Raw genomic sequence first — 25,880 nt, 5'->3', positions numbered from 1 at the left:
TTTTTTGCCTTATTTTATAAAAAATAAAAAGTGCAAAGTTAGCAACTGCTTTGCACCTTTTATTTATCTTTTGTTAAGGTTGAATTTCTTGTGTACTTGTTTCTTTACCATCTTGCAATTCAATGATCAACGTAGATTTTACAGGGTTGTGATTTTCATCGATAGAGAATGTTCCAGTTACCCCATCAAAATCCGTAATGCTTTCAAGTGCATCAGTGATAGCTTCAGGTGTTGCTTCTCCGCCGTCTTCAATAGCTTGAGCAACCAAGTATACTGCATCATACGCTAGAGCTGAAAAAGCATCAGGTGCTGTATCGTATTCTGCTGTATAGTTGTCAATAAACGTTTGTACTTGTTCGTCTTCATTTTCTAATGAGAAATGAGCAGAGTAGTAAACATCTGATACATTTTCTGTTCCTGCTAAATCCAATAAAGCTTGGTTGCTAAATCCGTCCCCGCCTAGTACTGGCTGATCCAGCCCCATTTCACGAGCTTGTTTCAAAATTAAACCTGCTTGCTCATAATAAGCAGGAAGATAGATAAAATCAAAGTCTTGATTTTGGATTTTTGTCAAAATAGCGCTGAAATCTGTGTCGTCTTGAGTAAAGTACTCTTCTGCAACGATTTCGCCTTCATAAGTATCTTTAAAAGCATTCGTTAATCCCACAGCGTAATCACTTGAACTGTCACCAATAATAACCGCTTTTTTTGCTCCTAGGCTGTCCATAGCAAAGTTCGCTAATGCTACTCCTTGGAAAGAATCTTGGAAAGAAGTTCTAAATACAAATGGCTGTACATCTCCTGATTCTGTTAGTGTCAGGTTATCTGCTGTACCGGATGGCGTGATCAACGGCACTTCTGCTCTAGTAATCGGTTGTGTCGCTGCTTGAACAGCACCAGAAGTAGCAGGTCCAACGATAGCTACAACATTGTCTTCAGTAGCTAACCGCGTTGCAATACTGGTTGCTTCCACGTTATCTGATTTTGTATCGTATTCTGTTAATTCAATTTGTTTGTCTAAGATACCGCCAGCTTCATTGATTTCTTTAATGGCTAACTTTACTCCATTAGATTCGGCTGTTCCATAAGCTGATACAGGACCTGTTTTTTCAAACATCGCGCCAAGCTGGATCGTATCTTCATCTCCTGCTCCACTTCCTGCACCACATCCTGCTGCAAATAAAGATAAAGCTGCTACCCCTAATAGTAATGTCTTTTTCATTTATTCATTCCCCCATTATCCCTTTTATTTCTAACTTCTTATTCAGCAACTTTATCGTTAAGCATAAAATTAAAATCAAATAAGAAAAGTAATGATGTTTCTTAGTATAGAATATTCAGAATATTTAATCAATACATTTTTTCCTTATAACAAAAGGTTTTTATCAAAAGTTGTCAGTTTGGTTAAATACAACAATAAGAATCTTGATTTCGTCATTTCAGCTAGTTGACGAAGTAAAGCAAAAAGACGTTTTTGATTAATAAGAGATTATTAATCAAAAACGTCTATTGTTCATTCGTTTTCTAAATCCATTTATAATGCAAACCATTCTTTACTGTATTCGTCATAAAAATCTTTCTTTATTTGAATGAAACGTTCAAAGTCATTCAATAGTTGAAAGAGGACTGCTCTTTTTTCGAACTCTTCCCTGGTTTCAGGCAAATCGCTTTCTCTGAATACATCTGTTAACTGATCGATTTCTTCCAATAAATTGATTCCCGGGTTGTACTCATGCAAGGTTTCAGCTGTTAAATAGTACATTCCAGCTAAAATTCTGCTTTGTTGAAGCGGAATTGAAATTTGCTTCAAATTCCATTGCATTTGCTCCAAGATTCTTGCTTGACTCTTTCTCATTTCAAAGTAGCGAAAATGATAATACGATTGATCGATAAATCGATTTTCAGCTTCTGCGCGAGACAATCGAATGCCTTGTTCCAACAAATGGTTCAACTGAACCAAGTCTTTGTCTGAGATTTCCTCTTCGATTCCATTTTGTAAAAAGTGATCAAATTGAAATAAAATCACCTTCATTTGTTCTTCGACTTGAGTTCTGATATCTGCGATTTTATTCTCTTGAGAAGGCATATATAAATTCACTATCAAGGCCATACCTGCTCCTATCAGCATCAAGCTTAATCCATTAAACAGCAATCCAAGCGCAGTACTTTCTGCCAGCAGCAAATGAGTCACCAAGACTGAACAAGGCGCAATACCCGACTGAACGTTTAGTTTATACGCACTAGGAACATAGAACAATAAATATAATCCAAATACTGCTGTAGAAAAACCCAGTACATTAAATAATACAGCAGCTATTCCTAAAGCCAATATTGTTGAAACCACACGTTGAACGGCTATTTCCAAAGATGTTTTACGAGTATCTAAAACACTCAAGATAGCAATAATCCCTGCCGAGATGCTTGACTCCAAATGAAATAAGTCCGCAATAAAAATAGCGGCTACTGTTGAAAGTGCTATTTTTAGGGTCCGCAAACTAAGCGACAAACGATCCCCTCCTTTCTGTATATTTCCGCCATTTTCAGCAGTCTCTTCTTAATTTATTATAGCAAAGAAGTGAGCTGTAGTCAGAAGAGTCTAGGGGAGAAATCAAAAAAGCGCTGATCGCAAAATACGATCAACACTTTTTTAGTTCTCAAGAAGCTGATTAATGTCTGTTTTATTCGATTGTTTTTAAAGCTTCCAACATGTCGACGTTTTTCAATTTGACATGCATAAACACCATAACGAGTGTGGAGAAGAGTATGGTCAACAATGCGGAATAAATGTAACTGGAGACTGCAATCACTGGGCTGAACATCATAATGTCCAATTCTGCTGTATTCAATACAAACCCATGTAAAATCAATCCTAAAACGAGTCCTACAACGATTCCCATTAAGGTCAACAAGAAGTTTTCCCGGTAAACATACATTGTGACTTCTTTGTCATAAAAACCAAGCACCTTAATAGTCGACAATTCCCTAATCCTTTCAGATACATTTATGTTGGTCAAATTGTACAACACGACAAAAGCTAGTAAAGCTGCTGAAACGACTAATACAAGTGTTACGATCACTAAACTCTCTAATGTGTCTTTAAAAGAGTTACTAATAACGCTCGTAAACGTTACTCCCAGAACAGCATCCAATTGAGTCAATTCTTGACCAAAATCATTCTCCCAACTTGCAGATTCGTTGAAGTTCACTAACTGTGTAGTAGCTTCCGGTAGTTCTCCTACTACTGTTTCATAATATTCAGGAGTCAGATAAACAAAATGCTGCAAGTAGTTTTCTGTGATCTGGTCAACGGTCACTTCTATTTGTTCATTATCTGCATCTTCCAGTAAAAGGGTATCTCCCACTTGAAGATCAAATAAATCTGCTAATTTTTCACTGATAATGGCTCCATCATTGCTTAATTCATATTCTTCTCCAGAAGAGCGATCATTCAATCGTACGAAATCCGCCAATTGATCAGTAGATTCAGGAACAAACAGAGTGACATCTTGTGGATTCACACCTGATTCTTCTGCTTGGTAAATTTCTTGATACACATTCAATGTCGAAGTGATTTCTGGAGTTTCGGCAATCAATTGAGTGTATTCTTCTTTTTCTATCTCTTCAGCATCTGTGTCTAAAGCGATGATTCCATCGTATTGATTGATTTTTCCGTACTGCAAACCGCCCACATCGGAAATGGAATCTGATAAACCAAACCCAGTCAACAGCAAAGCCGTACATCCTGCGATACCGGCGACCGTCATAAACATTCTTCGCTTGTAGCGGAAAAGGTTTCGTGCAGTAATCTTTTGGGTAAACGCAAATCTGTCCCAAATGAAAGGAACTCGTTCCAATAAGATCCGTTTCCCAACTTTTGGTGCTTTTGGCCGCATCAATTCTGCTGCGTTGCTTTGTAAGGATACTCGAACAGCTACGAACGCCGTTACACTAGTACACAAGAAAGCAATGAGCAAGGAAATCGCCATGTCTTGCGGATAATAACTGATTTGGACCTCTGAAAGGTTATATAGGGATCCATAGGCATTAATGATGATCGTCGGGAACAAATGGAACCCAATAATCAACCCTATCATTGCTCCTGATAAACTAGCCAGTGTAGCGTAAACTAAGAATTTCTTAGAAATATCCCAGTTTGTGTATCCTAAAGCTTTTAAAGTCCCAATTTGTGTACGTTGTTCATCTACCATTCTCGTTAAAGTGGTCAAGGAAACCAGTGCTGCTATCAAGAAGAAAAACACTGGAAATACTTGTGCAATAGAGGCAATACGTTCTGCATTGTCTTTAAATTCAGCGTATCCTGGATTAGTTGTTCGATCTAAAACATAATATTCCGGTAAAGTGATATCTTCCAGTTCAGCTTTTGCTTTATCCAATTCTCTTTGACCCTTAGCGATTTCTGTTTCTGCATCTGCAATTTCTGTTTCTGCATCTGATTTTTCAGTTTCAAACTCTTCCAGGCCGTCTTCGTATTCTTCTTCACCTTGTTCTAGTTCTAAACGAGCTTCCTCTAATTCTGCTTGCCTATTTTCTGTTTCTTGATACAGTTGATTTTGTGCTTCTTCAAGAGCAGCTTGACCATTAGCGATTTCTGTTTCCGCTGCTTCTAGTTCAGCTCTTTGCTGGTTGATTTGATTTTGTCCGGCATTCAACTCAGCTTCGTAAGCATCCAATTGTTGATCAATAGCATTTACACGGGATTCTGCTGAACTTAAAGCTTCAATCGTATTGTTTGGCGGTACTGCTCCATCGTAATACTGACTCATCAAATCGCCTAGTTGCACATCCATCGTTCGCAGTTGTTCGACCACTTGGACTTGTGTATTCAATGACACACTCATACCTGGTATTTGAACAACAGAACGTGCGAGTGTGATCCATTCTGCCAAACTCTCACGATTTTCTGAGGATTCATCTTCAGCAGAAGCTGCTTCTACTTCATTGACAGCATCTAATACAGTCTGGGCAGGAACAGTTCCATCAAAGTATCCTCTTATTAAGCCAGTCATTTCAGGACTGATAGCTTGTGCTCCACTAAGTAAAGTATTTTGCTGCTGTGCAGGAATTGAATTTATCGGAACAACAATGGTTTCTTGAGCATTTTGGATAGCTGCTGTACTGTTGGCTACTTGTGTTTCAGCATTTGCTCTTTCTTGTTCCAACATAGCTCTAGATTCATCTAATTCCTCTTGGGCAACCTCAAGTTCTGCTTTTCCATCGATAATCTCTATACGTGCATTTTCAAGTTCTTGTCTTTTCTGATCAATCGTAGCTTGTCCATCGGCAATTTCTGTTTCAAACGTTTCTATACCATTCTCATACTCTTGCCAACCTTCATCTAATTCAGCTCGAGCATTTGCCAATTCTGCTTCTGCATCCTCTAAAGCTTGTTTTCCTTCTTCTATTTCTTTTAACCCATCATCGATTTCAGCTTGCCCTTTATCAATTTCATCTTGAATCCGCTGGGTAATCTCATCTCTGCGCTCTTCGGGACGATCTTTTAACAGTTCTTCTACTGCTGTTTGATTGTCCTCAATTTGAGATTCGTATTCACTTGAATACGATTGAGAATCTTTGACGTTCGCAAAAGTCAAATAGGCTTCCGTATACACGTCTAACGTGAAATCTTTTTCTGGTATAAACGCAAAGCCATCTAATGTCCCAGCCCCGATAGACGTATTTCCTCTGGCATTATTTTCAATAAACTGAGGCGAATTCACAAATCCCACGACTTCGTATAACAATCCCGTAAAGGAGTCTTCTAAATCAACAGCATTATCATCTGTCTTGAAAGTAACCGTTTCTCCAATCGCGTATTCTTCTGCGTACGCGCTTCTCGCGTCTAAAGCAATCTCACCCGATTTTTCAGGCAGTCTTCCTTCAACGATCAACGGTTTGTTCAAGTCATTTTTTTGATCATTTGGCAAACTGACTACTTTTGTGGTCAAATCTGTTTCTTCTAAAATGACATCTTGTGTATAAGCAGCTTCAACAGAGTTTCCTTCCATTTGTTCCAACAACTGAATATCCTCTTCTGTTAAACCGTACGTCGACAAAACTTTTACGTCCATTAAGTCTTGTTTTCTATAGTAAGTATCTGCTGTATCGATCATGTCAGGACTAGTGGCTTTGATTCCAGAATAAAATGCTACACCAAGTAAAATAATCAAAAAGATGGATAGAAATCTCATCTTTGATTTAGAAATTTCTCGAAATATATCTTTCCACAATGCTTTCTTCTTCAAAGTCTCACCTCTACCATTCTATTTCTGATACAGATTTAGGGTTAGGGTTAAGGGTGACTTTTCGTACTTTTGCATTATTGATTTCAATCGTACGGTCAGCAATCGGGGTGATGGCTTGATTGTGAGTAATCACTATGACTGTTGTTCCGTAGTTTTCACAAGTGTCTTTCAATAACTTCAATACTTGTTTTCCCGTCTCATAATCTAATGCACCAGTCGGCTCATCACAAAGCAGCAATTTCGGTTGTTTCGCTAATGCCCTTGCGATTGCTACCCGTTGTTGTTCTCCACCAGACAATTGAGCAGGGAAATTGTTCATTCTGTGCCCTAGCCCTACTTCTTGGAGAACTTTCTCCGGATCTAAAGCATTGACTGAGATTTCTGAAGCTAACTCGACATTTTCTTTTGCCGTTAAGTTGGGCACTAAGTTATACGACTGAAACACAAAGCCAATTGATTCTCTACGGTAACGAATCAATTGTTTACTGTCGAAATCAGAAATATCGATACCATCAATTTCCACTAAACCTTCATCAGCCGTATCCATTCCGCCTAAAATATTCAAAACGGTTGTCTTCCCCGCACCACTTGGACCTACAATGACAGCGAAATCACCTTCTTCAATTTCAAATGAAACTCCATCGTTCGCAGCGACGATCGTTTCCCCCATTTTATAGCGTTTGTATTCATCTTTTATTTTAACAAATGCCATTTTCTCCACTCTCTCTACATCATAATTTTTTGTGTTTGTTGCATGCTTATTAGTGTATCAAAAAATCAATCATTTAAGAACTATGTTCGCTTATCATTTGAAAGGAATCTTTTAGCGGTTTTTATTATTCATTTTACTATGAGAATAACCATAGACCATGTAAATTCCTAAACCAAGAACTGTCCAAATCACAAATAACAACCAAATCATCCCTGACAATTGGATCATCAAGTAAACACACACCAATATAGATAATATCGGCAATACAGGAACCAATGGTACACGGAATTCACCTTTTTTAGGTTCTCCATGATCTTTTCTCAATTTGATGATACCTGCTGCCATAATCACAAAGACCATTAGCGTTACAATGTTTGTCAACTCAGCTAATTTACCTAAAGGAATGACACCAGATAAAATAGCAGTCACAACGCCCGCTACGATTGTAGCATTTTTAGGTGTATGGCTTTTTTCATCTATCTTACTCAATGGTTTAGGCAACAGACCATCTCTACTGATCGCAAAAATCAAGCGTCCTAATCCATACATCATAGAGATCAACACCGTTAATAACGTTAAGATGGCTCCGATTGAAATGATCCCTGCTACAAAATCTTGTCCAATAAACCGCATTGCAAACGAAACCGGATCACGTACGTCCAAATGTGCTACTGGCACTACTCCTGTCAGCACCAATGTTACTAATATATACAACACCGTAGCAATACCTAAAGAACCAATGATTGCTCTGGGCATGCTTTTCTGTGGATCTTTCGTTTCTTCAGCAGCTGTACTCACTGCATCAAAACCAAGGAAAGCAAAAAATACAATTGCTGCTCCTTCAATGATCCCGCTCATTCCAAATGGAGCAAAAGGCGTCCAATTAGCAGGTTTTACGTAAAAAACACCTACGATCAAGAATAAAGCAATCAGACCAAACTTCACATACACCATAACACTGTTTAAACGTAAAGCTTTTTTAGCTCCTTGCATGACTAAATAGGAAACCAATAATGTGATAACGACAGCGATCAAGTCCACATATGTCCGGTTAGCCAAATCGTAAGACGCACGAAAGGCTTGAGGCAATCCTATTCCAAGACCATCTAAAAATCCGTTCAAATAACCAGACCATCCTGAAGCTACGGACGCACAGGCCAATAAATACTGACACAACATCAACCAGCCTACGATCCAACCAATCACTTCCCCGAAGATCGCGTATCCATAAGAATAAGCTCCTCCTGATACTGGCATTCTTGAAGCAAACTCAGCAAAACACAGCGCACTCAATGCACAAGAAAAAGCTGCAATAATAAAAGATAAGATCAATGCTGGTCCTGCAGTTGTGGCGCTGGCTGTTCCTGTAATTACAAAAATACCAGTCCCTACAATGGCTCCTAATCCTAATAAAATCAAATCCATTGTTTTTAACTCTTTTGCTAACCCTGACTTTCTTTCTTCCCCGATCGTTACAGGAAGTTTTCTAAAATAACTCATTTTCATCCGCCTACTCTATCTTAATTTCTTTATCAAAGTAATACCTTACATATTAACAATAAGAACACAAAAATAAAATCTTTCCTACTGTTTTCTCATGTTTTCTTTAATTTGTTGCCTTTATTCTCACAGATTCAACTGGTTTATTGAATAGGCTAGTTTATATTGAGTAAAATGTGGTAAAGTAATACTACTAAAAAACACTGATAAACCACGAAATTAAGGAGTTAACGAAATAAATGGATGCTAAAGTAATTGTAGTCGGCGGAGGAACCAGCGGTATGATGGCGGCTATTTCTGCTGCCGAGAATGGCGCTGATGTCATTTTAGTCGAAAAAAACAAAACCCTCGGAAGAAAATTGTTGGTTACCGGAAATGGGCGCTGCAACGTGACCAATAACCGAGATAAAGAAGAAATCATTGCTCATATCCCAGGAAATGGACGCTTTTTGTATAGCGCATTTGCTCAATATGACAACTACGACATCATGGATTTCTTCCGTTCAAATGGCGTAGCTTTAAAAGAAGAAGACCATGGAAGAATGTTCCCTACAACCGATAAATCTAGAACGATTTTAGAAACATTGATCACGATTATGGACCGTTTGGAGATAAAAGTGTATACAGATGCTCCTGTAGAAACGGTATTGTATGAAAATGGCGAAGTCAAAGGTGTTCAATTAAAAGACGGACGCACCTTAACTGCGCCTTGTGTCGTTTTATCTGTCGGTGGAAAAGCCATGCCTCGTACCGGTTCAACAGGTGATGGGTACAAATGGGCGAAAAAAGCTGGGCATACGATCAAAGAACTATACCCAACTGAATCTCCGATTACTTCTGACGAAAAGTTTATCCAAGATCGTACCTTACAAGGCCTTTCTTTACGCGATATCAACTTGAGCGTCTTAAACAAAAAAGGTAAAAAAGTCATTTCCCACCAAATGGATATGATTTTCACTCACTTTGGGATATCCGGTCCGGCTGTTCTTCGCTGTTCAATGTTTGTCCATCAAACAATGAAACGGGATAAGACCGACTCTGTTTCGGTCTCAATTGATGCTCTGCCTCAATTCACAGCCCATGACTTAACACAACAGTTGCAGAAATTGCAAAAAGACGATGGTGGTAAAGCCGTGAAAAATGCATTAAAAGGTTTGGTGCCTGAACGCTATTTATTGTTTGGTCTAAACCGTTTAAACATCGATGAAAGTACTCCTATGAAGCAATTGACCGCGCAACAGTTGGAGGATATTTGCTTGTATTTGAAGGATTTCCGCTTAGAAGCAAACGGCACTCTTCCTATTGAGAAGGCTTTTGTTACAGGCGGTGGTGTCAGTACTAAAGAAGTAAATCCTAAAACAATGGAAAGCAAATTAACCAAAGGATTATACTTCAGTGGCGAATTTCTGGATTACAACGGTTATACTGGAGGCTATAACATCACTGGTGCTTTTATTACTGGACGAATCGCGGGTCAGCATGCTGCATTAGCGGCACTTGAGCAGTAAACTGCAGCTAGATTGTTGGAGCAAGTACTATGAAAGGAAGAACTTTTTATGAGAAAACGTATTGCCATTGATATGGATCAAGTACTTGCAGATATGGAAGTTAGTTTTATCGAGTTGTATAAAAAAGAATATCAAGTCGAATTTGATTCTATAGAAGACTACATGGCCGAAAACCCTGATTTTGATATCGTAACGGTCATAAAAGAACTCTATCCCCTAATCAACACCTATGAATTTTTTCGCCGCATTCCTGTTATGAAAGATGCACAGCGTGTTTTACGGGAATTAAATGATCACTATGATTTATACATCGCAACAGCTGCTATGGACGTACCCAATACATTCCAAGCAAAATACGAATGGCTGTTGGAGCATTTTGACTTTTTAGACCCTCAACGGTTTGTTTTTTGCGGTGAAAAAAGCGTCATACATGCTGACTACCTTATTGATGATTCTATTCGTCAATTAAATCGTTTCACAGGTACAGGCTTGTTGTTTACCAACTCGTTGAACCAAGAACAGTGTGCCTATGAACGAGTCTATCATTGGATGGACGTACGAAATTATTTCATGGATGCTGACAGACTTGAAGACCGTTCTGAATCTCAATCTTGATGATTAGGATTCTTTTTCTCAACTAACCTTTTCATCCTCATTCAATCAGGCAGGAGGTTTTAAAAAATGAAAAAATTTCTATGGGGCTTTATCTTTTTATGTCTGATTTTCATTATGCTGCTGGTTCATGGATATAATGAAAACCGCTCATTAGATGTAGACGAATTAACTATCCGGTTGCCTGACCTTCCAGACAATCTAGATCAGTTAAAAATCGTCCATCTATCAGATATCCATTTCCCTAAAAATCGAATCGATCCTGATCACCTTATTAAAGAAACACAAAAAGCAGACCCAGATGTTATTTTTCTTACGGGTGATTTAATCGATCGCACGGCCTCTATTGAAGATGTCCCTCTAGCCGAATTGATCCAGAGTTTATCTCAAATAGCTCCTACGTATTCAGTTTCTGGAAATCATGAAACTTCCAGCCGCCAATTAGACCAATGGAATGATATTATGACGGAAAACGGGGCTGTACTATTGGAAAACGACATACACATCGCCACCCTATCAGGAGAAAAAGTTGCCATTATGGGAGTAAAAGACGGGAACCAGACTTCCATGATCCCTCTTTCAGAAGATATCAGAGAATTACCGGTTCTTTTATTGGCCCATCATCCAGAATTTTTCCCGTCTTATACCACAGACAACCCTGATATTCAGCCTGACGTGACCTTTAGCGGACATGCTCACGGGGGTCAAATTCGACTCCCTTTTATCGGCGGCTTATTTGCTCCAGGACAAGGATTTTTCCCGAAATATACTTCTGGTGTCTATTCCAGCTCTCAAAATGCAGACCAAAAACTGGTCGTCAGCCGCGGGATCGGAAACAGTCTTTTTCCTTTACGTATCAATAATAAACCTCATTTCATCGTCATTACCTTAACCAACCAATAAAGATTAGTTCAGCAAATAAAGCGGCTGCTTTTCTAATCAAAAGACTAAAAAGGCGTTGCTGGACTTTGATCCAGCAACGCCTTTTTGTTTACCCATGACTTTTTTTCTTTGACTCAATCTCTGCAAATTCACCATGCGTCACCAGTTTAAGGTCCAAGGGAGATAGTTCCACTTGCATGCCTCTTTTGCCCGCTGAAACGATTATGCTGTCCATCTTCTCAGCTGTATTTGAAAAATAAGTCGGATACTCTTTTTTCATTCCAATAGGAGAACAACCTCCACGAACATATCCTGTAGCCGCAAACAGCTCAGTTATTGGCAACAGTTCTATGTGCTTATTGCCGCTGACCTTTGCCAAAGCTTTCAAATCCAACTCACCTTCGCCAGGAATAACTGCGATAACGATACCTGTTTTATCCCCCGTAGTGACCAATGTTTTAAAGATGTGTTCTTTTGGAACCGTCAATTTTTCCATCGCTTCTTTCGCTCCTAAGTGATCTTCACTCCAAGGGAACGTATGGACAGCAAAAGAAAGGTTGTTTTTCTCTAGTAATCTGATTGCATTTGTTTTTTGTACTTTTGTTTTTTTAGCCATTTAAAAACTTCTTTCTCTTTTTTAGCCTTTTTGAACGATGTACACTTTTAAGTAATTGCCCTCTTTAAAATTCGGATTGACATGGAAATCTTCTGGTAAAGTGTGGGTTTCCATAATTCTGTAACGCAGTCCTTTGTTTTCAAAAGCTTCTCGAATAAACGTTTCAAAACGCGTCGCAGAAACAGCAGCCGAATTGGTAGACGCAATGATCGTACCGCCGCTTTGCGTAATGTCGATCACATCTTCTAAAAGAGCAGTGTAATTCTTCGCCACGCTGAACGTTCTTTTCTTCGAACGGGCAAAACTTGGTGGATCAACGACCACTGTATCAAACAATAGATTCTTTCGAACAGCGTATTTGAAGTAATCAAAAACATCCATCACGCGAATTTTATGCTGGTCTGTAGGTAACCCGTTTACTGCAAATTGCTCTTCCGTTTTCGGCAAGCTGCGTTTTGCCAGATCCACGCTCACCGTTTCCACTGCGCCGCCCAGTGCAGCTGCAACAGAAAAAGCACCCGTATAACTAAATGTATTCAATACACTTCTGCCTGCTGAGTAATTTTCCATAAGACTTCTGCGTACATGGCGTTGATCTAAAAATATTCCTGTCATCAAGCCATCATCTAGATAAACCGCATATTTCACACCATTTTCTTGGATGATCAACGGTTCTGGTGCAGGCGTTCCGGAAACAAATTCAGAAACGATGTCGTCTGAGCGTTTGTATCGGAATTTTTGGTAGATGCCTTTTGCGTCTGTTACCGTATTTTCAAAGGCTCTAAGAATACTCTTTTGATGCTCGTAAATCCCTTGACTATACCAAGAAAACACATAGTAGTCTTCATATGCATCAATGGTCAATCCGCCAAGTCCATCTCCTTCTCCATTAAAGAAGCGATAAGCCGTAGTTGTTTCATCGGCTTTCAAATGCTCTCTGATGTCTGCTGCTTGCATAAACAAACGTTCATAAAAGGACTCTGTGATCACTTCGTTAGGGTTCAAACTCAATACCCACCCTGCACCTTTATTTTGCTCCGCTAAATAAGCTGTTGCTACAAAGTGGTTTTGTTCATCCGTTAATTCGACCAAAGAACCTTCTTTTTCATTTAATGGCTGGACAAAATCTTCTTTGACTAATAAAGGGTAACCTTTTAGTACACGTTGAGTCGCCTTTTGTTTTAATGGTATTTTTTTCACTTCTAAACCTCATTTCGTTTAATATGCTTCACTTTTTAGTATAGCTCACTATTCTTCTTTTATTCGTTCATGTCTATTCTTTTTTGCTGACTAATTTATCTTGTTTTTTGTTTCTTTTGGCTCTGATCCAGTGGATAAAGTGAAAACACCAGATGCCTAGTATGGTTCCCAGTGTATTAAAAATCAAATCATCAATATCTGGTATACCGGTATCCAACAGATACTGCAGCACCTCGATCGATAACGATACTAAAAAACCGATCGACAACGTGCGTAAAAAGGAATGTTTCTCTTTCAGCAGATAAGCTGAACCGAAACCCATAGGAACAAACCACAAAATGTTTCCATACAGATTATAATAGTAAGAAAACATGGAAATCCCGTTGGTTAATTTGATGGTTTCCACTAGAGGAACCCAATTGATGACGCTCAATGGCTGGATGTGCAACTCAATAGATGATAGTGACGTACCACCCCTGAATACCGTTAGATGAATCAGCAATAGGATATAAAACACAAAACTGTTTAGTATCCATTCACGTCGTTTATTTTTAACAGGCCATCGGTTTTTCCGGATCTTCAGATAGGACCATCTAAAAACCAGCCAGACCAAAAAATACAGTAAGGAACGATCCAAACTAAAAAAAATCAACTCAATCAAGAAGAAGTGATTGAGCCCTTCACCCAATAAGGCTTCTGTCATATTAAATATCTCTTCTAAAAAAATCACTTCGCCAGAAGCCTCCTTTACTCTAAAGATCATTATATCTTAAATCAGAATTTGTATTAAGTCTATTCTAGTCTCTTTAATCTTGTCTTCATTATTAAATTTTTACTGATTCTTAACATTTGCTTTCGATCCTTCACCCTAAAAGATTTATCATACTACTAAAGTCTTAACTTTTCTACTTTTAATTGACTATAATATGTATTAATTGTAAAATGTTTGTTGATACAGGAAGATATACTTATAGAAGATTAAAATGTTAAGTGAATCATTTTTTTTGAAAATGTTTATTTTAATCGCCTGCATTTTCATAGAGGAGGCAACATCGTGTCAAAATTAAAACCATTACTGTCTAAACGACTCGGCTTTTTTTCTTTTGCTGTTATTTTATTTTGGTTAAAAACCTATCTAGTTTATCAAATTGAATTTGAATTAGGTGTAACAGGACTGATGCAGGAGTTCATTTTATTGATTAATCCAATTGCAACTACAGTCCTTTTATTCTCTTTTGCGCTTTATTTTACCAAACCGAAAAAAGCTTACGGAGCATTATTTGTTGTTTACTTTCTGACAAGTGTGCTGCTGTACGCAAACGTCTTATACTACCGTGAATTCAGCGATTTCCTGACCATTACTACTATGTTGGGAGCTGGAAAAGTCTCTAACGGTATAGGCGCCAGCGCATTTGCTCTCTTACGTCCGCAAGATTTACTTTACTGGGCTGACTTCCTCGGGTTGCTTTATCTTGCATTCAGCAAGAAAAACGGCATTACGTTGGATAAGCGTCCTATGATGAAAAGATATGCGGTAGCTATGACGACTCTAGGTGTAACGTTGTTCGCTGGTAACTTAGCCTTAGCAGAAAGCGACCGTCCACAATTGTTATTGCGTACCTTTGACCGGAACTACATTGTCAAATATTTAGGAATCAACTTTTTCACCGCTTTTGACGGTTATCAAACTGCTCAATCCAATCAAATCAAAGCTAGTGCCGATGAATCGGATATGGACACTGTGTTGAACTATGTCAATGAGCATTACGGGGAACCGAATAGTGAAATGTTTGGTATCGCTGAAGACAGAAATGTGATTTATATCCATTTAGAAAGCTTCCAACAATTCTTGATCGATTATCAATTAGAAGATGAAAATGGTGAGCTTCACGAAGTTACCCCATTCATCAACAGCTTGTTCGATAACGAAGACAGCTACAGTTTTGAAAACTTCTTCCATCAAGTAGGACAAGGTAAAACAGCTGATTCCGAAATGATTTTAGAAAATTCATTGTACGGTTCCCCTCAAGGTGGAGCATTTACTCAATATGGATCGACTAATACTTTCCAATCCGCTTCTCAAATTTTACGCTCAGAAGCAGATTATACTTCTGCTATGTTCCATGGGAACGTTGGATCATTCTGGAACCGAGATGATACGTACAAATCAATGGGCATCGATTATTTCTTCGATGATGAATACTATACTTTCACAGAAGAAAACCGACTAGAATACGGCATGAAAGATAAAGTCTTTTTCCAAGAGTCTATTCAATATTTAGAACAATTGCCGCAACCTTTCTATAGTAAATTTATCACAGTTTCTAATCACTTCCCTTATCCGTTGGATGAGCCGAATGTTGATTTCCCAGCAGCTACAACGGGAGATAACACGATTGACAATTATTTCGTAACTGCTCACTATTTGGATGAAGCCGTTGAAGAATTCTTCAACTATTTAAAAGAATCTGGTCTGTATGACAATTCTATTATCGTGTTATATGGAGACCATTATGGCATCTCGAATGCACGGAACAAATCATTAGCTCCTTTACTAGGTGAAAACCCAGAAGAATGGACTGGCTATGATGATTCGATGATGCAGCGCGTTCCTGCTATTTACCACATTCCTGGTACAGGAAAAGGTCAAATATCAGAGACGTACAGCGCACAAATCGATATGTTGCCGACTTTATTGCATTTGTTGGGTATCGATACAAAAGATTATGTATTGATGGGAACTGACATGTTCTCTCCAGAACATGACCAGACTGTCGCATTTAGAAATGGAGACATCGTTACTCCTAAGTATACGGTAGACGGTTCTGTGATTTATGACACTAAAACAGGTGAAGAGATCCTGGAACCTTCACAAGAAGTATTATCAGAAGTGGAAACTCTAAAAGAACAGATTTCCATGCAATTAAGTACTTCAGACAGTATTCTTCAAAGCGACTTGCTTCGTTTCTATACTCCTGAAGGATTGCTGGAAGACGACGTTGCTGATTACAGTTATATGAATCAACTGGAACGTCTTCAAAAATTAAATGAACAATTAGGAGAAGATTCTACTAGTTTGTATCATTTAAACGGCAACGAATCGACTGTTCCTTTGTACAAAACAAACGCTCCAGAGCTTGCACCTGAATCAGAAGATGGTCTGTCAGAAGAACCTGCAGACACTCCTGATACAGAAGAGACAACTGCAGAGTAAAAAACAATTCAAAAAATCCCCGATCAGTATACAGGAATTTCATTCCTCTACTGATCGGGGATTTTTTTGTCATTCGCTCTAATACCTGACATGTATTCATTACTGCTTGAGAAACTAGTTGCTCTTTCCACTCTGTTCTGAAGGGAAAAAGATCGTAAAAGTACTTCCTTCTCCTAATGTGCTCTCCACCGTAATCTTCCCTCCATGTAGTTGAACCAACTGTTGGACGATAGCCAATCCTAAACCAGACTCTCCATATTTGGTGCTCATTCTTGAGACATCGGCTTTATAGTATCGTTCCCAAATGTTTCTTGCTTGCTCTTTTGTCATCCCAATTCCTGTATCCGTCACAATGAACTTGCTTCCTTCAGTCTCTTGTTCCGCTGCAATCGTAATCACACCATCCGTTGTAAATTGAATCGCATTTTGAACCAGATTGTAAAGAATTTGGATAAACCGATCATAATCAGCATATACTTCTAAGTCTTCAGGACATGCGACTTGGATTTGATTATTTGAAGCATCTGCTTTTCCTTTTAAAGGCTCCACGAGAGAGCGAACGGCGTCATGGGCATTGAACGTTCTTTTCGTTAATCGAATCTGGTTAGACCGTATTTTTTCGTAGTCTAGATTTTCATTCACCAAACGAATCAGACGTCTTGTTTCGTCTCTCATCAACTGTACGCTTCTCTTCTTCTGATTCTCAGGAATCATGTCATGTTCCAATCCTTCTAATAAGCCATTTATAGTGGTTAGAGGCGTTCTCATCTCATGAGCAGCATCAGCCATGAATTGTCTTCTTCGCTCTTCTTGACGCTCTATTTCTTCTTGAGAGGCCCTTAGAGACTGAGTCATGCTATTGAAGTCATTAGCCAAATCATCGATCTCATCTCTATCGTCACTGTCCAAATGAATATCAAAGTCCCCTTTAGCTACTTGATGAGTGGCACTCCTTAAACGATTGATTCGTCCAACTTGATACCGAGCAAAAAACAGCCCCATTAAAATGGCACCCAAAGCAGACACTAAAAATGCCGTGAACAAATTGCTCCGCATTTCTCTTAAGTTCTCTTCAATACCGCTGATTGGAGAGCTGATTCCGATAAACCCGGAAAACGTTCCATCACTCTTGGAGAAAAACGGCATGTATACTAATGCAATCTCCAGTTGGTTACCGAAGAAGTCTTTGTCTTGAAAACTTAAAGTGATCTTCTCTCCATTTTTCAATTGGGCAAAATTTTGATTCGAGATTCCGCTTGAATAAGGTATAGAAGTATTCGGATAAACCATTTCATTCCTATTATCAAAAACCGTGATCACTACTTCTTGATTGTGCAGAACAAATTGAGTATTTTCTAATTGTTCTTCATCTAAATCTCCATCTATCAACGCTTCTGCATAGCCAAACAACATTTCTTCCGTATCTCGATAAGTAGAATTACGTGTGAATTCTAGAAACACGATCGTCATAATGATCAACAAAGTAGTCATTACAGCAAAAAAGGCCAGCATTTGTTGGTAAAAATATTTCATTCTCATGAATCAAACTGACCTCCTAAACGGATTCCGTTTTATAGTCCGATTTGTCTTATCTCTCAACTTCTGAATCATCAAATTTGTATCCTACCCCCCAGACGGTTTGGATGACTTGAGGACCATTTCTATCGATTTTTTGGCGCAATTTCTTAATATGGGCATCTACCGTACGTTCATCTCCGAAATACTCGTAATCCCATACAAGCGACAATAATTGTTCTCTTGAAAAGACTTGTTTAGGACTTTTTGCCATTGTGTACAACAGTTCAAATTCTTTAGGTGTAAGCCCTTCAAGCGGTTGTCCGTATAAAAAAGCTTCGCGAGTTTTTTTATTGATTTTTAAGTAAGTCGTCTCAATATCAAACGAAGAATCAATCCTTTTCTTAGGCTCTTCTGCATTCAAATCAGCTCTTCTGTGCAAAGCTTTGATCCGAGCAATCATAGTCAAGGGACTAAATGGTTTTGTTACATAATCATCTGCGCCCATCTCCAGACCGATTACCTGATCACTTTCAGTATCTTTAGCCGTCAGCATGATAATAGGTACCGAAGCAGAAACTGTGCGAATTTCACGGCATATTTGCATCCCATCCATACTGGGTAAATTCAAATCAAGGATGACCAGGTCCCATTGGTCTTGTTCTTTTAAAAACCTTTCGAGACCTTCTTTTCCGTCTTGTATAAAGACCGCTTCCCAATTCTCTTTTTGAAAAAACATATCCATCATTTCTCCGACAGATGGATTGTCTTCAATCATCAAAATTTTCAAAGTACCTACTCTCCTTTTTACTTTTTTTCTCTCTATTATACCCTATTCTCATCTACTTCTAAAGAAGCAACCGTATCATCTAAACTAGCATTTGATCCATTAAAAAAACGACTGGAAAATTTCCAACCGCTTTTTTTAATCATTCAGCTATTTATTGAGCAGGTATTGTACCAGCTGCAGAAGACAACGCTGGAATAGAAGACTGCGTTTCTTCTTTCGGTTTGCTGGATAAAAAGTTTACCGTATTTACGACCATCTCTACCACATAAACCGTTTCATTCTCTTTGTTCACATAAGATCTTGATTGTATTCTGCCGGATAATCCGATCAAGCTGCCTTTCTTACAGTATTGGTGCATTAATGCAGCTGTTTTATTCCAGGCTACAATAGGTATAAAATCTGTATCTTGTCCGCCCTCTTTTTTGAAATTTGTAGAAACAGCTACGGTATTATTCATCACTTGTTTTCCTTCTCCCAAATCTTTTAACTCTATATCCCTAACCAATCGTCCAATTACATTGACTTGATTCATCTTTACCCCTCCTATAATTTTAGTGACAGTATAATATATGTAAAAAAACGCTGCTTTCTTTATTTTCACACAAAAAAAAGACCTCTTACCTCTTCAAATGAAGGCGATAAAAGATCTTTTTCGATCAGCTTTTTTTTATTTTATTACTGGAGTTTTAAAGTAGCTGAAAATATTTTCCCAAATTGCCGGATCAAAAACACCAGCCGGCTCTCCGTCTCCTAATACTCCGTACCCTACCATTGCTCCTACAATAAAGGCAATCAATACCAAAACAATGACAAGCATAATTTTCAAAACAAACCATAACATATCCATCAACACTTTTTTCTTAGTCATTGCTACACCTCTTTGTAATAGTACTATCTGATATCAAAAAATTCTATCCAACATCAGAGCAGGATACAGAACATAATCAACAGGTAAAGAAAGGTCTATATTCTGCGTTTCTTTTTCGTAATATTTTCTAATAAAATTCCAGTTCCTAATGCAACAGAATCTAGAGGATGTTCAGCGGTAAATACAGGAACTTTTAATTGTTCTGTAAATAACTGCTCTATCCCATCTAATAATGCTCCACCACCTGTTAAAATAATTCCGCGATCAATGATATCTGCAGACAATTCTGGAGGAGTTTGTTCTAGTACAACTTTTGCGATTTCAACGATTTGCATCATTGAATCAGCAGTAGCTACTTGAACTTCATTTGAAGTAATTGTGATCGTTCTTGGTAAACCAGTTACCATATCACGTCCACGAACTTCCATTGAATCTTCACGGCGTCCTTTAAATACAGTACCGATATCTTTTTTGATCGTTTCAGCAGTACGCTCACCGATCAATAATTTGTGTGTTTTCTTTACGTATTGGATGATTTCATTATCTAACGTGTCACCAGCTACTTTTAATGAACGGCTTGTTACGATTCCGCCCATAGATAAAACGGCTATATCACTCGTTCCGCCACCAATATCAATAACCATATTACCGCTCGGTTGGAAGATATCCATTCCAGCACCAATAGCAGCTACTTTAGGTTCTTCCTCTAAGTAGACATTTTTTCCGCCGCTTTTTTCAGCTGCTTCAATGATTGCTTTCTGCTCGATAGCAGTGATATTTGTTGGACAGCATATCAAAATATTCGGTTTAGATAAGAAGCCTTTAACGTTCAACTTATCAATAAAATGAGTCAACATCGCTTCAGTTGTGTCAAAATCAGCTATGACTCCACCTTCTAATGGGCGAATTGCTCGGATGTTACCCGGAGTACGTCCCACCATTAAGTATGCTTCTTCCCCAACTGCTAATACTTTTTTAGTTGCTACATCAATAGCAACAACAGAAGGTTCATTTAAAACGATCCCTTTTCCTTTTACGTGAATCAACACGTTGGCCGTACCTAAATCTATTCCAATATCTTTAGCCATTTGTTTCGTTCTCCTCTCAGGCTATTATCAGCTATGCCAAAAATCATAAAATCATAACCATCTTACAAATTATAGCACAAAACAAATCAATAGGAAAAGGCGTTTTAAAATTTATTAAAAATGTAATAAATGTTGCTTTTTTGGGGACACAAAACAAAAATCCCATTATGAGAAACTTGTCTCATAGCGGGATTTTCACTCCTAATCATCATTCAAAATAACAGTTGTTTATTTTTTATTATTCTATCAAAAAACCAATAGATAACAATTGTGTTATAAAATAATAACAAATACTTATTTAGACAGCAAACTAGAAAATTCTTCTTCAATAGCTTCACTTGAACTATCATCATTCACTCGAATAACATCCGCATTAAGTTGTTGAAGTTTTTTATGGAATTCATAGTAACCACGATCTAAATGTTCCAGCTGAGTCACTGTAGTATGACCTTCTGAAACTAGACCAGCTAAAATTAAAGCTGCTGCTGCTCTTAAGTCTGTAGCAGATACTTCTGCTCCTTGTAGTGAAGAAGGTCCTTGAATGATCAAAGTTTGTCCATCGACTTTGAATTCTGCGTTCATACGACGCAATTCTTCCATATGCATGAACCGGTTTTCAAACACGGTTTCTTTCATAATGCTGGTGCCCTGTGCATGAACTTGTGCTACTGTCATTTGAGCTTGCATGTCTGTTGGGAATCCAGGATGAGGCATGGTTTTAACATCTGTAGCTTTTAATTCAGCTGGTCCTAAAACACGCATTCCATTAGAGTGCAATTCAAAATCCACACCCATTTCTCTTAATTTCGAGATCAATGGTTTATTGTGTTCAGGAATCGCATCTTCGATGAATACATCCCCATTTGTTAATGCAGCAGCTACCATGAATGTACCTGCTTCAATACGGTCAGGGATAATACTGTGCGATGTAGCTCGAAGTTTTTTAGTACCTTCTATACGAATCGTTTCTGTACCTGCACCATGCACTTTAGCTCCCATACGATTTAAGAAAATCGCTAAATCAACGATTTCAGGTTCGCGAGCTACGTTTTCGATAGTCGTTTCCCCTTCTGCTAAAGTAGCAGCCATCATAATGTTTTGAGTAGCACCAACACTAGGAAAGTCTAAGTAAATATGAGCTCCATGTAATTGGTCTGCAAAAGCTTCGATATATCCGCTTTCGATATTGATTTTAGCTCCCATAGCTTCAAAACCTTTTAAATGTAAATCAATCGGACGAGTTCCAATTGCGCAGCCACCTGGCAAAGCAACTTTTGCATGTCCTAAACGAGCTAATAATGGTCCCATCACTACAATAGATGCACGCATTTTGCTCATGTATTCAAAAGGAGCTTCAAAGTTTAGCGGGTTAGTAGCGTCTAATAAAATTTCTTTTTTATCTTGATTAAATTCAATATCTAAATTTAAGTGTGTCAATACTTGGTTAAGTGTAAAAATGTCTGATAAGATAGGAACATTGGTTAATTTAGTTTGGCCTTCACTCGCTAAAATAGTAGCGGCTAATATAGGCAACACAGCGTTTTTAGCGCCCTCTACTTTAACTGAACCTTCGAGGCGTTTGCCTCCTCGAACAATAATTTTTTCCATTTTTTTCGTATCCCTCCGAATGTGAGTTGACTCCCGGATTTTTGTAAATGCCGCATACTCTAACGTATGCAATCCGAACAACTTTGTGCATTATAGCATGAGCAGTGATTGTGAAACAATTGAAATAAGCATTTGTCATAAAGTTATCACGAATTTAGCGTTCAAAAAGAAAAATCAAATTTTGAGAAGAAAGAATGAATTCCATGAAGAAAGAACTGACTAAATAGCCAATAGCGATCGAAACAAATAAATACAAAACTTTGGCTTGATTCACATGTTGTTTTCGAATAACTTTTTCTACACGGACAGCTTGCAGCGCCCAAAAGGTTAATAAGATAAAAATAATGTGCGATAGTAATGTTCCTGCCGCTTGGATACCAATAAAGTTCATGTAAACATCTACCTTTCTCTTCCTAATAGATAGTAACACAATTGTAATGTAAAAACACAAATTTTGCTTTTGAGAACGTTATCAAATGAAGGTTTTATCATTTTCCTATTGTTTTTTAATAAAGACATCTGTTTTTTTTGTTTCTGACCTATTTGAAGCGATTTACCTATTATTTACATAAAAAAACATGTTGAGACAGGTTTTTCCTCCTGTCTCAACATGTTCTTGAAATAGTCTTTTAAACTCTTTTATTTTTTGATACATTGATTCGATTAAGCGCTTTGTGTAGAGAAATGGAAGCTCGTTTGTATTCAAGATTTGCCTTAATACCTGACAAACGTTTCATACTTTCTTCTGCGCGATGTTTTTCTTCAAATGCTCTTTCAATATCAATATCACGTGCTCTCTCTGCACTATCCGCCACAATGGAACAGACATTGTTTCGCACTTCTAATACTCCGCCATTTACCGCTACCCAATCTTCAGCATCTATTGAGATACGTTTGATTCGAACAGCATGAATCGTTAAGGGCAAAATGATCGGAGTATGATTCGGCAAAATACTAATGTCACCATCGATTGCTCTAGCACTTACCATAGACGCTCTATGATCATAGATAACGCCTGATGGTGCAACTATTTGTACACGCATCTCCGCCATTCGTCATTCCTCCTCATGGAAAAGTTCAACTTATTTTTAGTCGATCAATATTTTAAATGACCCGCCTTTTCTACAGCTTCTTCTATTCTTCCAACGTTCCTAAAGGCATCTTCTGGTAAATCGTCATAACGTCCATTTAAGATTTCTTTAAATCCTCTGACCGTTTCAGAAACCGGTACATATGATCCTGGAATCCCTGTGAACGCTTCAGCCACATGGAAGTTTTGCGATAGGAAGAGTTGGATTCTGCGTGCCCTCGAAACGATGATTTTTTCATGATCTGAAAGTTCATCCATACCTAAGATAGCAATAATGTCTTGCAATTCTTGATAACGCTGCAGCATATGCTGTACTTCAGTAGCTACTTCATAATGTTCCTCTCCCACAATTTCAGGAGACAATGCACTAGATGAAGAAGCTAATGGGTCTACAGCTGGATAGATACCTTGCTCCGTTAAACGACGCTCTAAGTTTGTTGTCGCATCTAAATGGGCGAAGGTGGTTGCAGGAGCAGGATCCGTATAGTCATCCGCTGGTACATAAATCGCTTGAATAGAAGTGATTGAACCTCTAGTTGTAGAAGTAATCCGTTCTTGCAATTGACCCATTTCCGTAGCTAATGTAGGTTGATATCCAACAGCAGACGGCATACGACCTAACAAAGCAGAGACTTCTGAACCGGCTTGAGTAAATCGATAAATATTGTCGATAAAGAGCAGTACATCTTGACCAGCTTCATCTCTAAAATACTCTGCCATTGTCAGCCCTGTCAAAGCTACCCGCATACGCGCACCAGGCGGCTCGTTCATTTGACCAAACACCATAGCTGTACGTTTGATAACGCCAGAATCAATCATTTCAAAATAAAGATCATTTCCTTCACGAGTTCTTTCTCCTACACCCGCAAAAACAGAAATACCACCATGTTCTTCTGAAATGTTGTGAATCAGTTCTTGAATCAATACGGTTTTACCTACGCCGGCTCCGCCGAATAGACCAATTTTCCCACCTTTTAAATAAGGAGCAAGCAAATCAATTACTTTTATTCCTGTCTCTAATATAGATGTGCTGGCAGCTAGCTCATTAAAAGCAGGTGCCTCGCGATGGATTGGATCACGTCTAATCTCTTCATCAAAGTCGCCTTTTTGGTCAATAGCTTCACCTAAAACATTAAACATACGTCCTAATGTTTCTTCTCCTACCGGAACAGAGATAGGACGCTCTGTGTTTTTCACTCGCATACCTCTTTGTAAACCGTCTGTAGATTCCATGGCGATGGTTCTAACTACTCCATTTCCCAATTGTAAGGAAACTTCTAGCACTACTGTCTCTGCACTTTGAGATGAGTCCGAATTGCTTGTTGAATACTCATTGGTTGCTTTTTCAACGATCAAAGCATGATTGATTTCAGGAAGAACTCCGTTTAATGGGAACTCTACATCGACAACCGGACCAATTACTTGCACAATATGACCAGTACTCATTCATCTTCCTCCCATTCACTTACCTTAATCTTGTTTATTTTAGCCCTTCAGACCCGCCGATAATTTCTGTGATTTCTTCAGTTATCGCGGCTTGTCTAGCTCGGTTGTATTTTATCGACAGATCATCAATGATTTGTTTTGCATTGTCTGTCGCGCCTTGCATAGCCGTCATACGAGCAGCATGTTCAGCTGTTTTTGCATCAAGAATAGCCCCATAGAGCAAACTTTCTGCATATTGAGGCAGCAATATGTCTAATATCTCTTCTTTCGAAGGTTCATAAATATAATCTGTATCAAAATCTAATTTTTCTGCCTCAGAAATATCTAAATCGGTCAACGGCAATACTTTTTCCGCTCGATATTGGAACGTAATAGTATTTATATGATGATTATAACAAAGGTAAACTTCGTCAAACACTTCGTTTTTATACATCTCAACGATTTGGCGAGCTATCCCGCGCACCTCGTCAAATGCTGGTTGATCACTTAAATTATCCAGCTCATAAGCGATATTCATTCCTCGGTTTTTAAAGAAATCAGCTGCTGTGCGGCCAATAGCCATAAAAATATATTCATCCGGAGATTGGTGATCTCGTTGGATCATATCAATCGTCGTTTTGATGACAGAACTGTTGTATGCGCCTGCTAATCCTGTATCCGAGCTGATAATGATATACCCTGTTTTTTTTACGGGGCGTTCAATCAACATATCGTGGAAGTCAATATTTGAAGGTGAATTTGTTCCTATCATATCTGAATCTTCCAATAGTGCTAATTGCGTTTGAGCCAAATGAACAACCATTTCTCTTACTTTGGCTGAATAAACTTGAAAACCTTTATTCAACTGTTCTTGTTTCCCTAGCTTGGCTGCAGAAACCATCTGCATAGCTTTTGTGATATTACTTGTTTTTCTAGTTGATTGGATTCGTTTTTGGATATCTTGTAAAGATTCTGCCAACTTCATTCAC

The 25,880-nt window shown here is 38.3% G+C and carries 22 protein-coding genes; 4 read left to right on the top strand and 18 right to left on the bottom strand.

Annotated features, from left to right (window positions below):
- Positions 1–73: 73 nt before the first annotated feature.
- From BM137_RS01770 to BM137_RS01750, 5 genes are all read right to left on the bottom strand, one after another.
- Positions 74–1,222, bottom strand: coding sequence for an ABC transporter substrate-binding protein (locus BM137_RS01770; RefSeq protein ID WP_092479427.1), 1,149 nt, complete (start codon positions 1,220–1,222; stop codon positions 74–76).
- Between the two features lie 312 nt (positions 1,223–1,534).
- Positions 1,535–2,506, bottom strand: a complete 972-nt coding sequence (locus BM137_RS01765) for an aromatic acid exporter family protein (protein ID WP_092479426.1) — start codon at positions 2,504–2,506, stop codon at positions 1,535–1,537.
- Positions 2,507–2,678: 172 nt separating this feature from the next.
- The gene (locus tag BM137_RS01760; RefSeq protein WP_092479425.1) at positions 2,679–6,263 is read right to left on the bottom strand and encodes an FtsX-like permease family protein; all 3,585 of its coding nucleotides are present in this window, start codon (positions 6,261–6,263) and stop codon (positions 2,679–2,681) included.
- 10 nt (positions 6,264–6,273) lie between these two features.
- A complete protein-coding gene (locus BM137_RS01755) occupies positions 6,274–6,975 on the bottom strand; it encodes an ABC transporter ATP-binding protein (RefSeq protein WP_092479424.1) in 702 nt (233 codons plus the stop codon).
- A gap of 111 nt (positions 6,976–7,086) precedes the next feature.
- Positions 7,087–8,475, bottom strand: a complete 1,389-nt coding sequence (locus BM137_RS01750) for an APC family permease (protein ID WP_092479423.1) — start codon at positions 8,473–8,475, stop codon at positions 7,087–7,089.
- A gap of 239 nt (positions 8,476–8,714) precedes the next feature.
- Here BM137_RS01750 and BM137_RS01745 point away from each other — a divergent pair, with 239 nt between their 5' ends.
- From BM137_RS01745 to BM137_RS01735, 3 genes are all read left to right on the top strand, one after another.
- Entirely contained in the window at positions 8,715–9,983 is a 1,269-nt protein-coding gene (locus BM137_RS01745) for a BaiN/RdsA family NAD(P)/FAD-dependent oxidoreductase (protein WP_092479422.1), read from the top strand.
- Positions 9,984–10,031: 48 nt separating this feature from the next.
- Positions 10,032–10,598 (top strand): 5' nucleotidase, NT5C type, encoded by a 567-nt coding sequence (locus BM137_RS01740; protein ID WP_092479421.1) that lies wholly within the window; start codon positions 10,032–10,034, stop codon positions 10,596–10,598.
- A 66-nt stretch (positions 10,599–10,664) separates the two neighbouring features.
- Positions 10,665–11,498 carry a metallophosphoesterase gene (locus BM137_RS01735; protein WP_092479420.1) on the top strand — a complete coding sequence of 278 codons (834 nt, stop codon included), beginning with the start codon at positions 10,665–10,667 and terminating at the stop codon, positions 11,496–11,498.
- An 88-nt stretch (positions 11,499–11,586) separates the two neighbouring features.
- Here the strand turns inward: BM137_RS01735 and ybaK are convergent, their stop codons facing one another.
- The 3 genes from ybaK to BM137_RS01720 form a co-directional block, all read right to left on the bottom strand.
- The gene (gene ybaK / locus BM137_RS01730; RefSeq protein WP_092479419.1) at positions 11,587–12,093 is read right to left on the bottom strand and encodes a Cys-tRNA(Pro) deacylase; all 507 of its coding nucleotides are present in this window, start codon (positions 12,091–12,093) and stop codon (positions 11,587–11,589) included.
- Positions 12,094–12,114: 21 nt separating this feature from the next.
- Positions 12,115–13,293: a class I SAM-dependent rRNA methyltransferase gene (locus BM137_RS01725; RefSeq protein ID WP_092479418.1), complete on the bottom strand. Its 1,179-nt coding sequence runs from the start codon at positions 13,291–13,293 to the stop codon at positions 12,115–12,117.
- Positions 13,294–13,366: 73 nt separating this feature from the next.
- Entirely contained in the window at positions 13,367–14,023 is a 657-nt protein-coding gene (locus BM137_RS01720) for a VanZ family protein (RefSeq protein ID WP_092479417.1), read from the bottom strand.
- A 324-nt stretch (positions 14,024–14,347) separates the two neighbouring features.
- Here BM137_RS01720 and BM137_RS01715 point away from each other — a divergent pair, with 324 nt between their 5' ends.
- Positions 14,348–16,507, top strand: a complete 2,160-nt coding sequence (locus BM137_RS01715; RefSeq protein ID WP_092479416.1) for an LTA synthase family protein — start codon at positions 14,348–14,350, stop codon at positions 16,505–16,507.
- A 114-nt stretch (positions 16,508–16,621) separates the two neighbouring features.
- Here BM137_RS01715 and BM137_RS01710 read toward each other — a convergent pair whose 3' ends face one another.
- From BM137_RS01710 to BM137_RS01665, 10 genes are all read right to left on the bottom strand, one after another.
- Positions 16,622–18,046 carry a sensor histidine kinase gene (locus BM137_RS01710; protein ID WP_341849600.1) on the bottom strand — a complete coding sequence of 475 codons (1,425 nt, stop codon included), beginning with the start codon at positions 18,044–18,046 and terminating at the stop codon, positions 16,622–16,624.
- A 49-nt stretch (positions 18,047–18,095) separates the two neighbouring features.
- Entirely contained in the window at positions 18,096–18,812 is a 717-nt protein-coding gene (locus BM137_RS01705) for a response regulator transcription factor (protein ID WP_092479415.1), read from the bottom strand.
- Positions 18,813–18,963: 151 nt separating this feature from the next.
- Complete coding sequence (locus BM137_RS01700; protein WP_092479414.1) at positions 18,964–19,344, bottom strand: single-stranded DNA-binding protein; 381 nt, start codon at positions 19,342–19,344, stop codon at positions 18,964–18,966.
- Positions 19,345–19,479: 135 nt separating this feature from the next.
- Complete coding sequence (locus BM137_RS01695; protein ID WP_092479413.1) at positions 19,480–19,680, bottom strand: DNA-directed RNA polymerase subunit beta; 201 nt, start codon at positions 19,678–19,680, stop codon at positions 19,480–19,482.
- Between the two features lie 95 nt (positions 19,681–19,775).
- Positions 19,776–20,768, bottom strand: coding sequence for a rod shape-determining protein (gene mreB / locus BM137_RS01690; RefSeq protein ID WP_092479412.1), 993 nt, complete (start codon positions 20,766–20,768; stop codon positions 19,776–19,778).
- Between the two features lie 294 nt (positions 20,769–21,062).
- Positions 21,063–22,376 (bottom strand): UDP-N-acetylglucosamine 1-carboxyvinyltransferase, encoded by a 1,314-nt coding sequence (gene murA / locus BM137_RS01685; RefSeq protein ID WP_092479411.1) that lies wholly within the window; start codon positions 22,374–22,376, stop codon positions 21,063–21,065.
- Positions 22,377–22,530: 154 nt separating this feature from the next.
- Positions 22,531–22,767 (bottom strand): DUF1146 family protein, encoded by a 237-nt coding sequence (locus BM137_RS01680; protein WP_092479410.1) that lies wholly within the window; start codon positions 22,765–22,767, stop codon positions 22,531–22,533.
- A gap of 238 nt (positions 22,768–23,005) precedes the next feature.
- Positions 23,006–23,428: a F0F1 ATP synthase subunit epsilon gene (locus tag BM137_RS01675; protein ID WP_092479409.1), complete on the bottom strand. Its 423-nt coding sequence runs from the start codon at positions 23,426–23,428 to the stop codon at positions 23,006–23,008.
- A gap of 44 nt (positions 23,429–23,472) precedes the next feature.
- Positions 23,473–24,912, bottom strand: a complete 1,440-nt coding sequence (gene atpD / locus BM137_RS01670; RefSeq protein ID WP_092479408.1) for a F0F1 ATP synthase subunit beta — start codon at positions 24,910–24,912, stop codon at positions 23,473–23,475.
- Positions 24,913–24,946: 34 nt separating this feature from the next.
- Positions 24,947–25,870, bottom strand: coding sequence for a F0F1 ATP synthase subunit gamma (locus tag BM137_RS01665; protein ID WP_092479611.1), 924 nt, complete (start codon positions 25,868–25,870; stop codon positions 24,947–24,949).
- Positions 25,871–25,880 lie beyond the last annotated feature (10 nt).

The sequence above is a fragment of the Desemzia incerta genome, assembly GCF_900115825.1.
Lineage (GTDB): Bacteria > Bacillota > Bacilli > Lactobacillales > Carnobacteriaceae > Desemzia > Desemzia incerta.
The sequence above is the reverse complement of the archived record's forward strand: the minus strand, read 5'-3'. Positions and strand labels throughout refer to the sequence as shown.

Excerpts from the sequence above, each read along its gene's own strand:
- BM137_RS01770 (WP_092479427.1), bottom strand. The coding sequence starts at position 1,222 with ATGAAAAAGACATTACTATTAGGGGTAGCAGCTTTATCTTTATTTGCA.
- BM137_RS01755 (WP_092479424.1), bottom strand. The coding sequence starts at position 6,975 with ATGGCATTTGTTAAAATAAAAGATGAATACAAACGCTATAAAATGGGG.
- BM137_RS01750 (WP_092479423.1), bottom strand. The coding sequence starts at position 8,475 with ATGAGTTATTTTAGAAAACTTCCTGTAACGATCGGGGAAGAAAGAAAG.
- BM137_RS01745 (WP_092479422.1), top strand. The coding sequence starts at position 8,715 with ATGGATGCTAAAGTAATTGTAGTCGGCGGAGGAACCAGCGGTATGATG.
- BM137_RS01740 (WP_092479421.1), top strand. The coding sequence starts at position 10,032 with ATGAGAAAACGTATTGCCATTGATATGGATCAAGTACTTGCAGATATG.
- BM137_RS01735 (WP_092479420.1), top strand. The coding sequence starts at position 10,665 with ATGAAAAAATTTCTATGGGGCTTTATCTTTTTATGTCTGATTTTCATT.
- ybaK (WP_092479419.1), bottom strand. The coding sequence starts at position 12,093 with ATGGCTAAAAAAACAAAAGTACAAAAAACAAATGCAATCAGATTACTA.
- BM137_RS01710 (WP_341849600.1), bottom strand. The coding sequence starts at position 18,046 with ATGAGAATGAAATATTTTTACCAACAAATGCTGGCCTTTTTTGCTGTA.
- BM137_RS01700 (WP_092479414.1), bottom strand. The coding sequence starts at position 19,344 with ATGAATCAAGTCAATGTAATTGGACGATTGGTTAGGGATATAGAGTTA.
- BM137_RS01695 (WP_092479413.1), bottom strand. The coding sequence starts at position 19,680 with ATGACTAAGAAAAAAGTGTTGATGGATATGTTATGGTTTGTTTTGAAA.
- mreB (WP_092479412.1), bottom strand. The coding sequence starts at position 20,768 with ATGGCTAAAGATATTGGAATAGATTTAGGTACGGCCAACGTGTTGATT.
- murA (WP_092479411.1), bottom strand. The coding sequence starts at position 22,376 with ATGGAAAAAATTATTGTTCGAGGAGGCAAACGCCTCGAAGGTTCAGTT.
- BM137_RS01680 (WP_092479410.1), bottom strand. The coding sequence starts at position 22,767 with ATGAACTTTATTGGTATCCAAGCGGCAGGAACATTACTATCGCACATT.
- BM137_RS01675 (WP_092479409.1), bottom strand. The coding sequence starts at position 23,428 with ATGGCGGAGATGCGTGTACAAATAGTTGCACCATCAGGCGTTATCTAT.
- atpD (WP_092479408.1), bottom strand. The coding sequence starts at position 24,912 with ATGAGTACTGGTCATATTGTGCAAGTAATTGGTCCGGTTGTCGATGTA.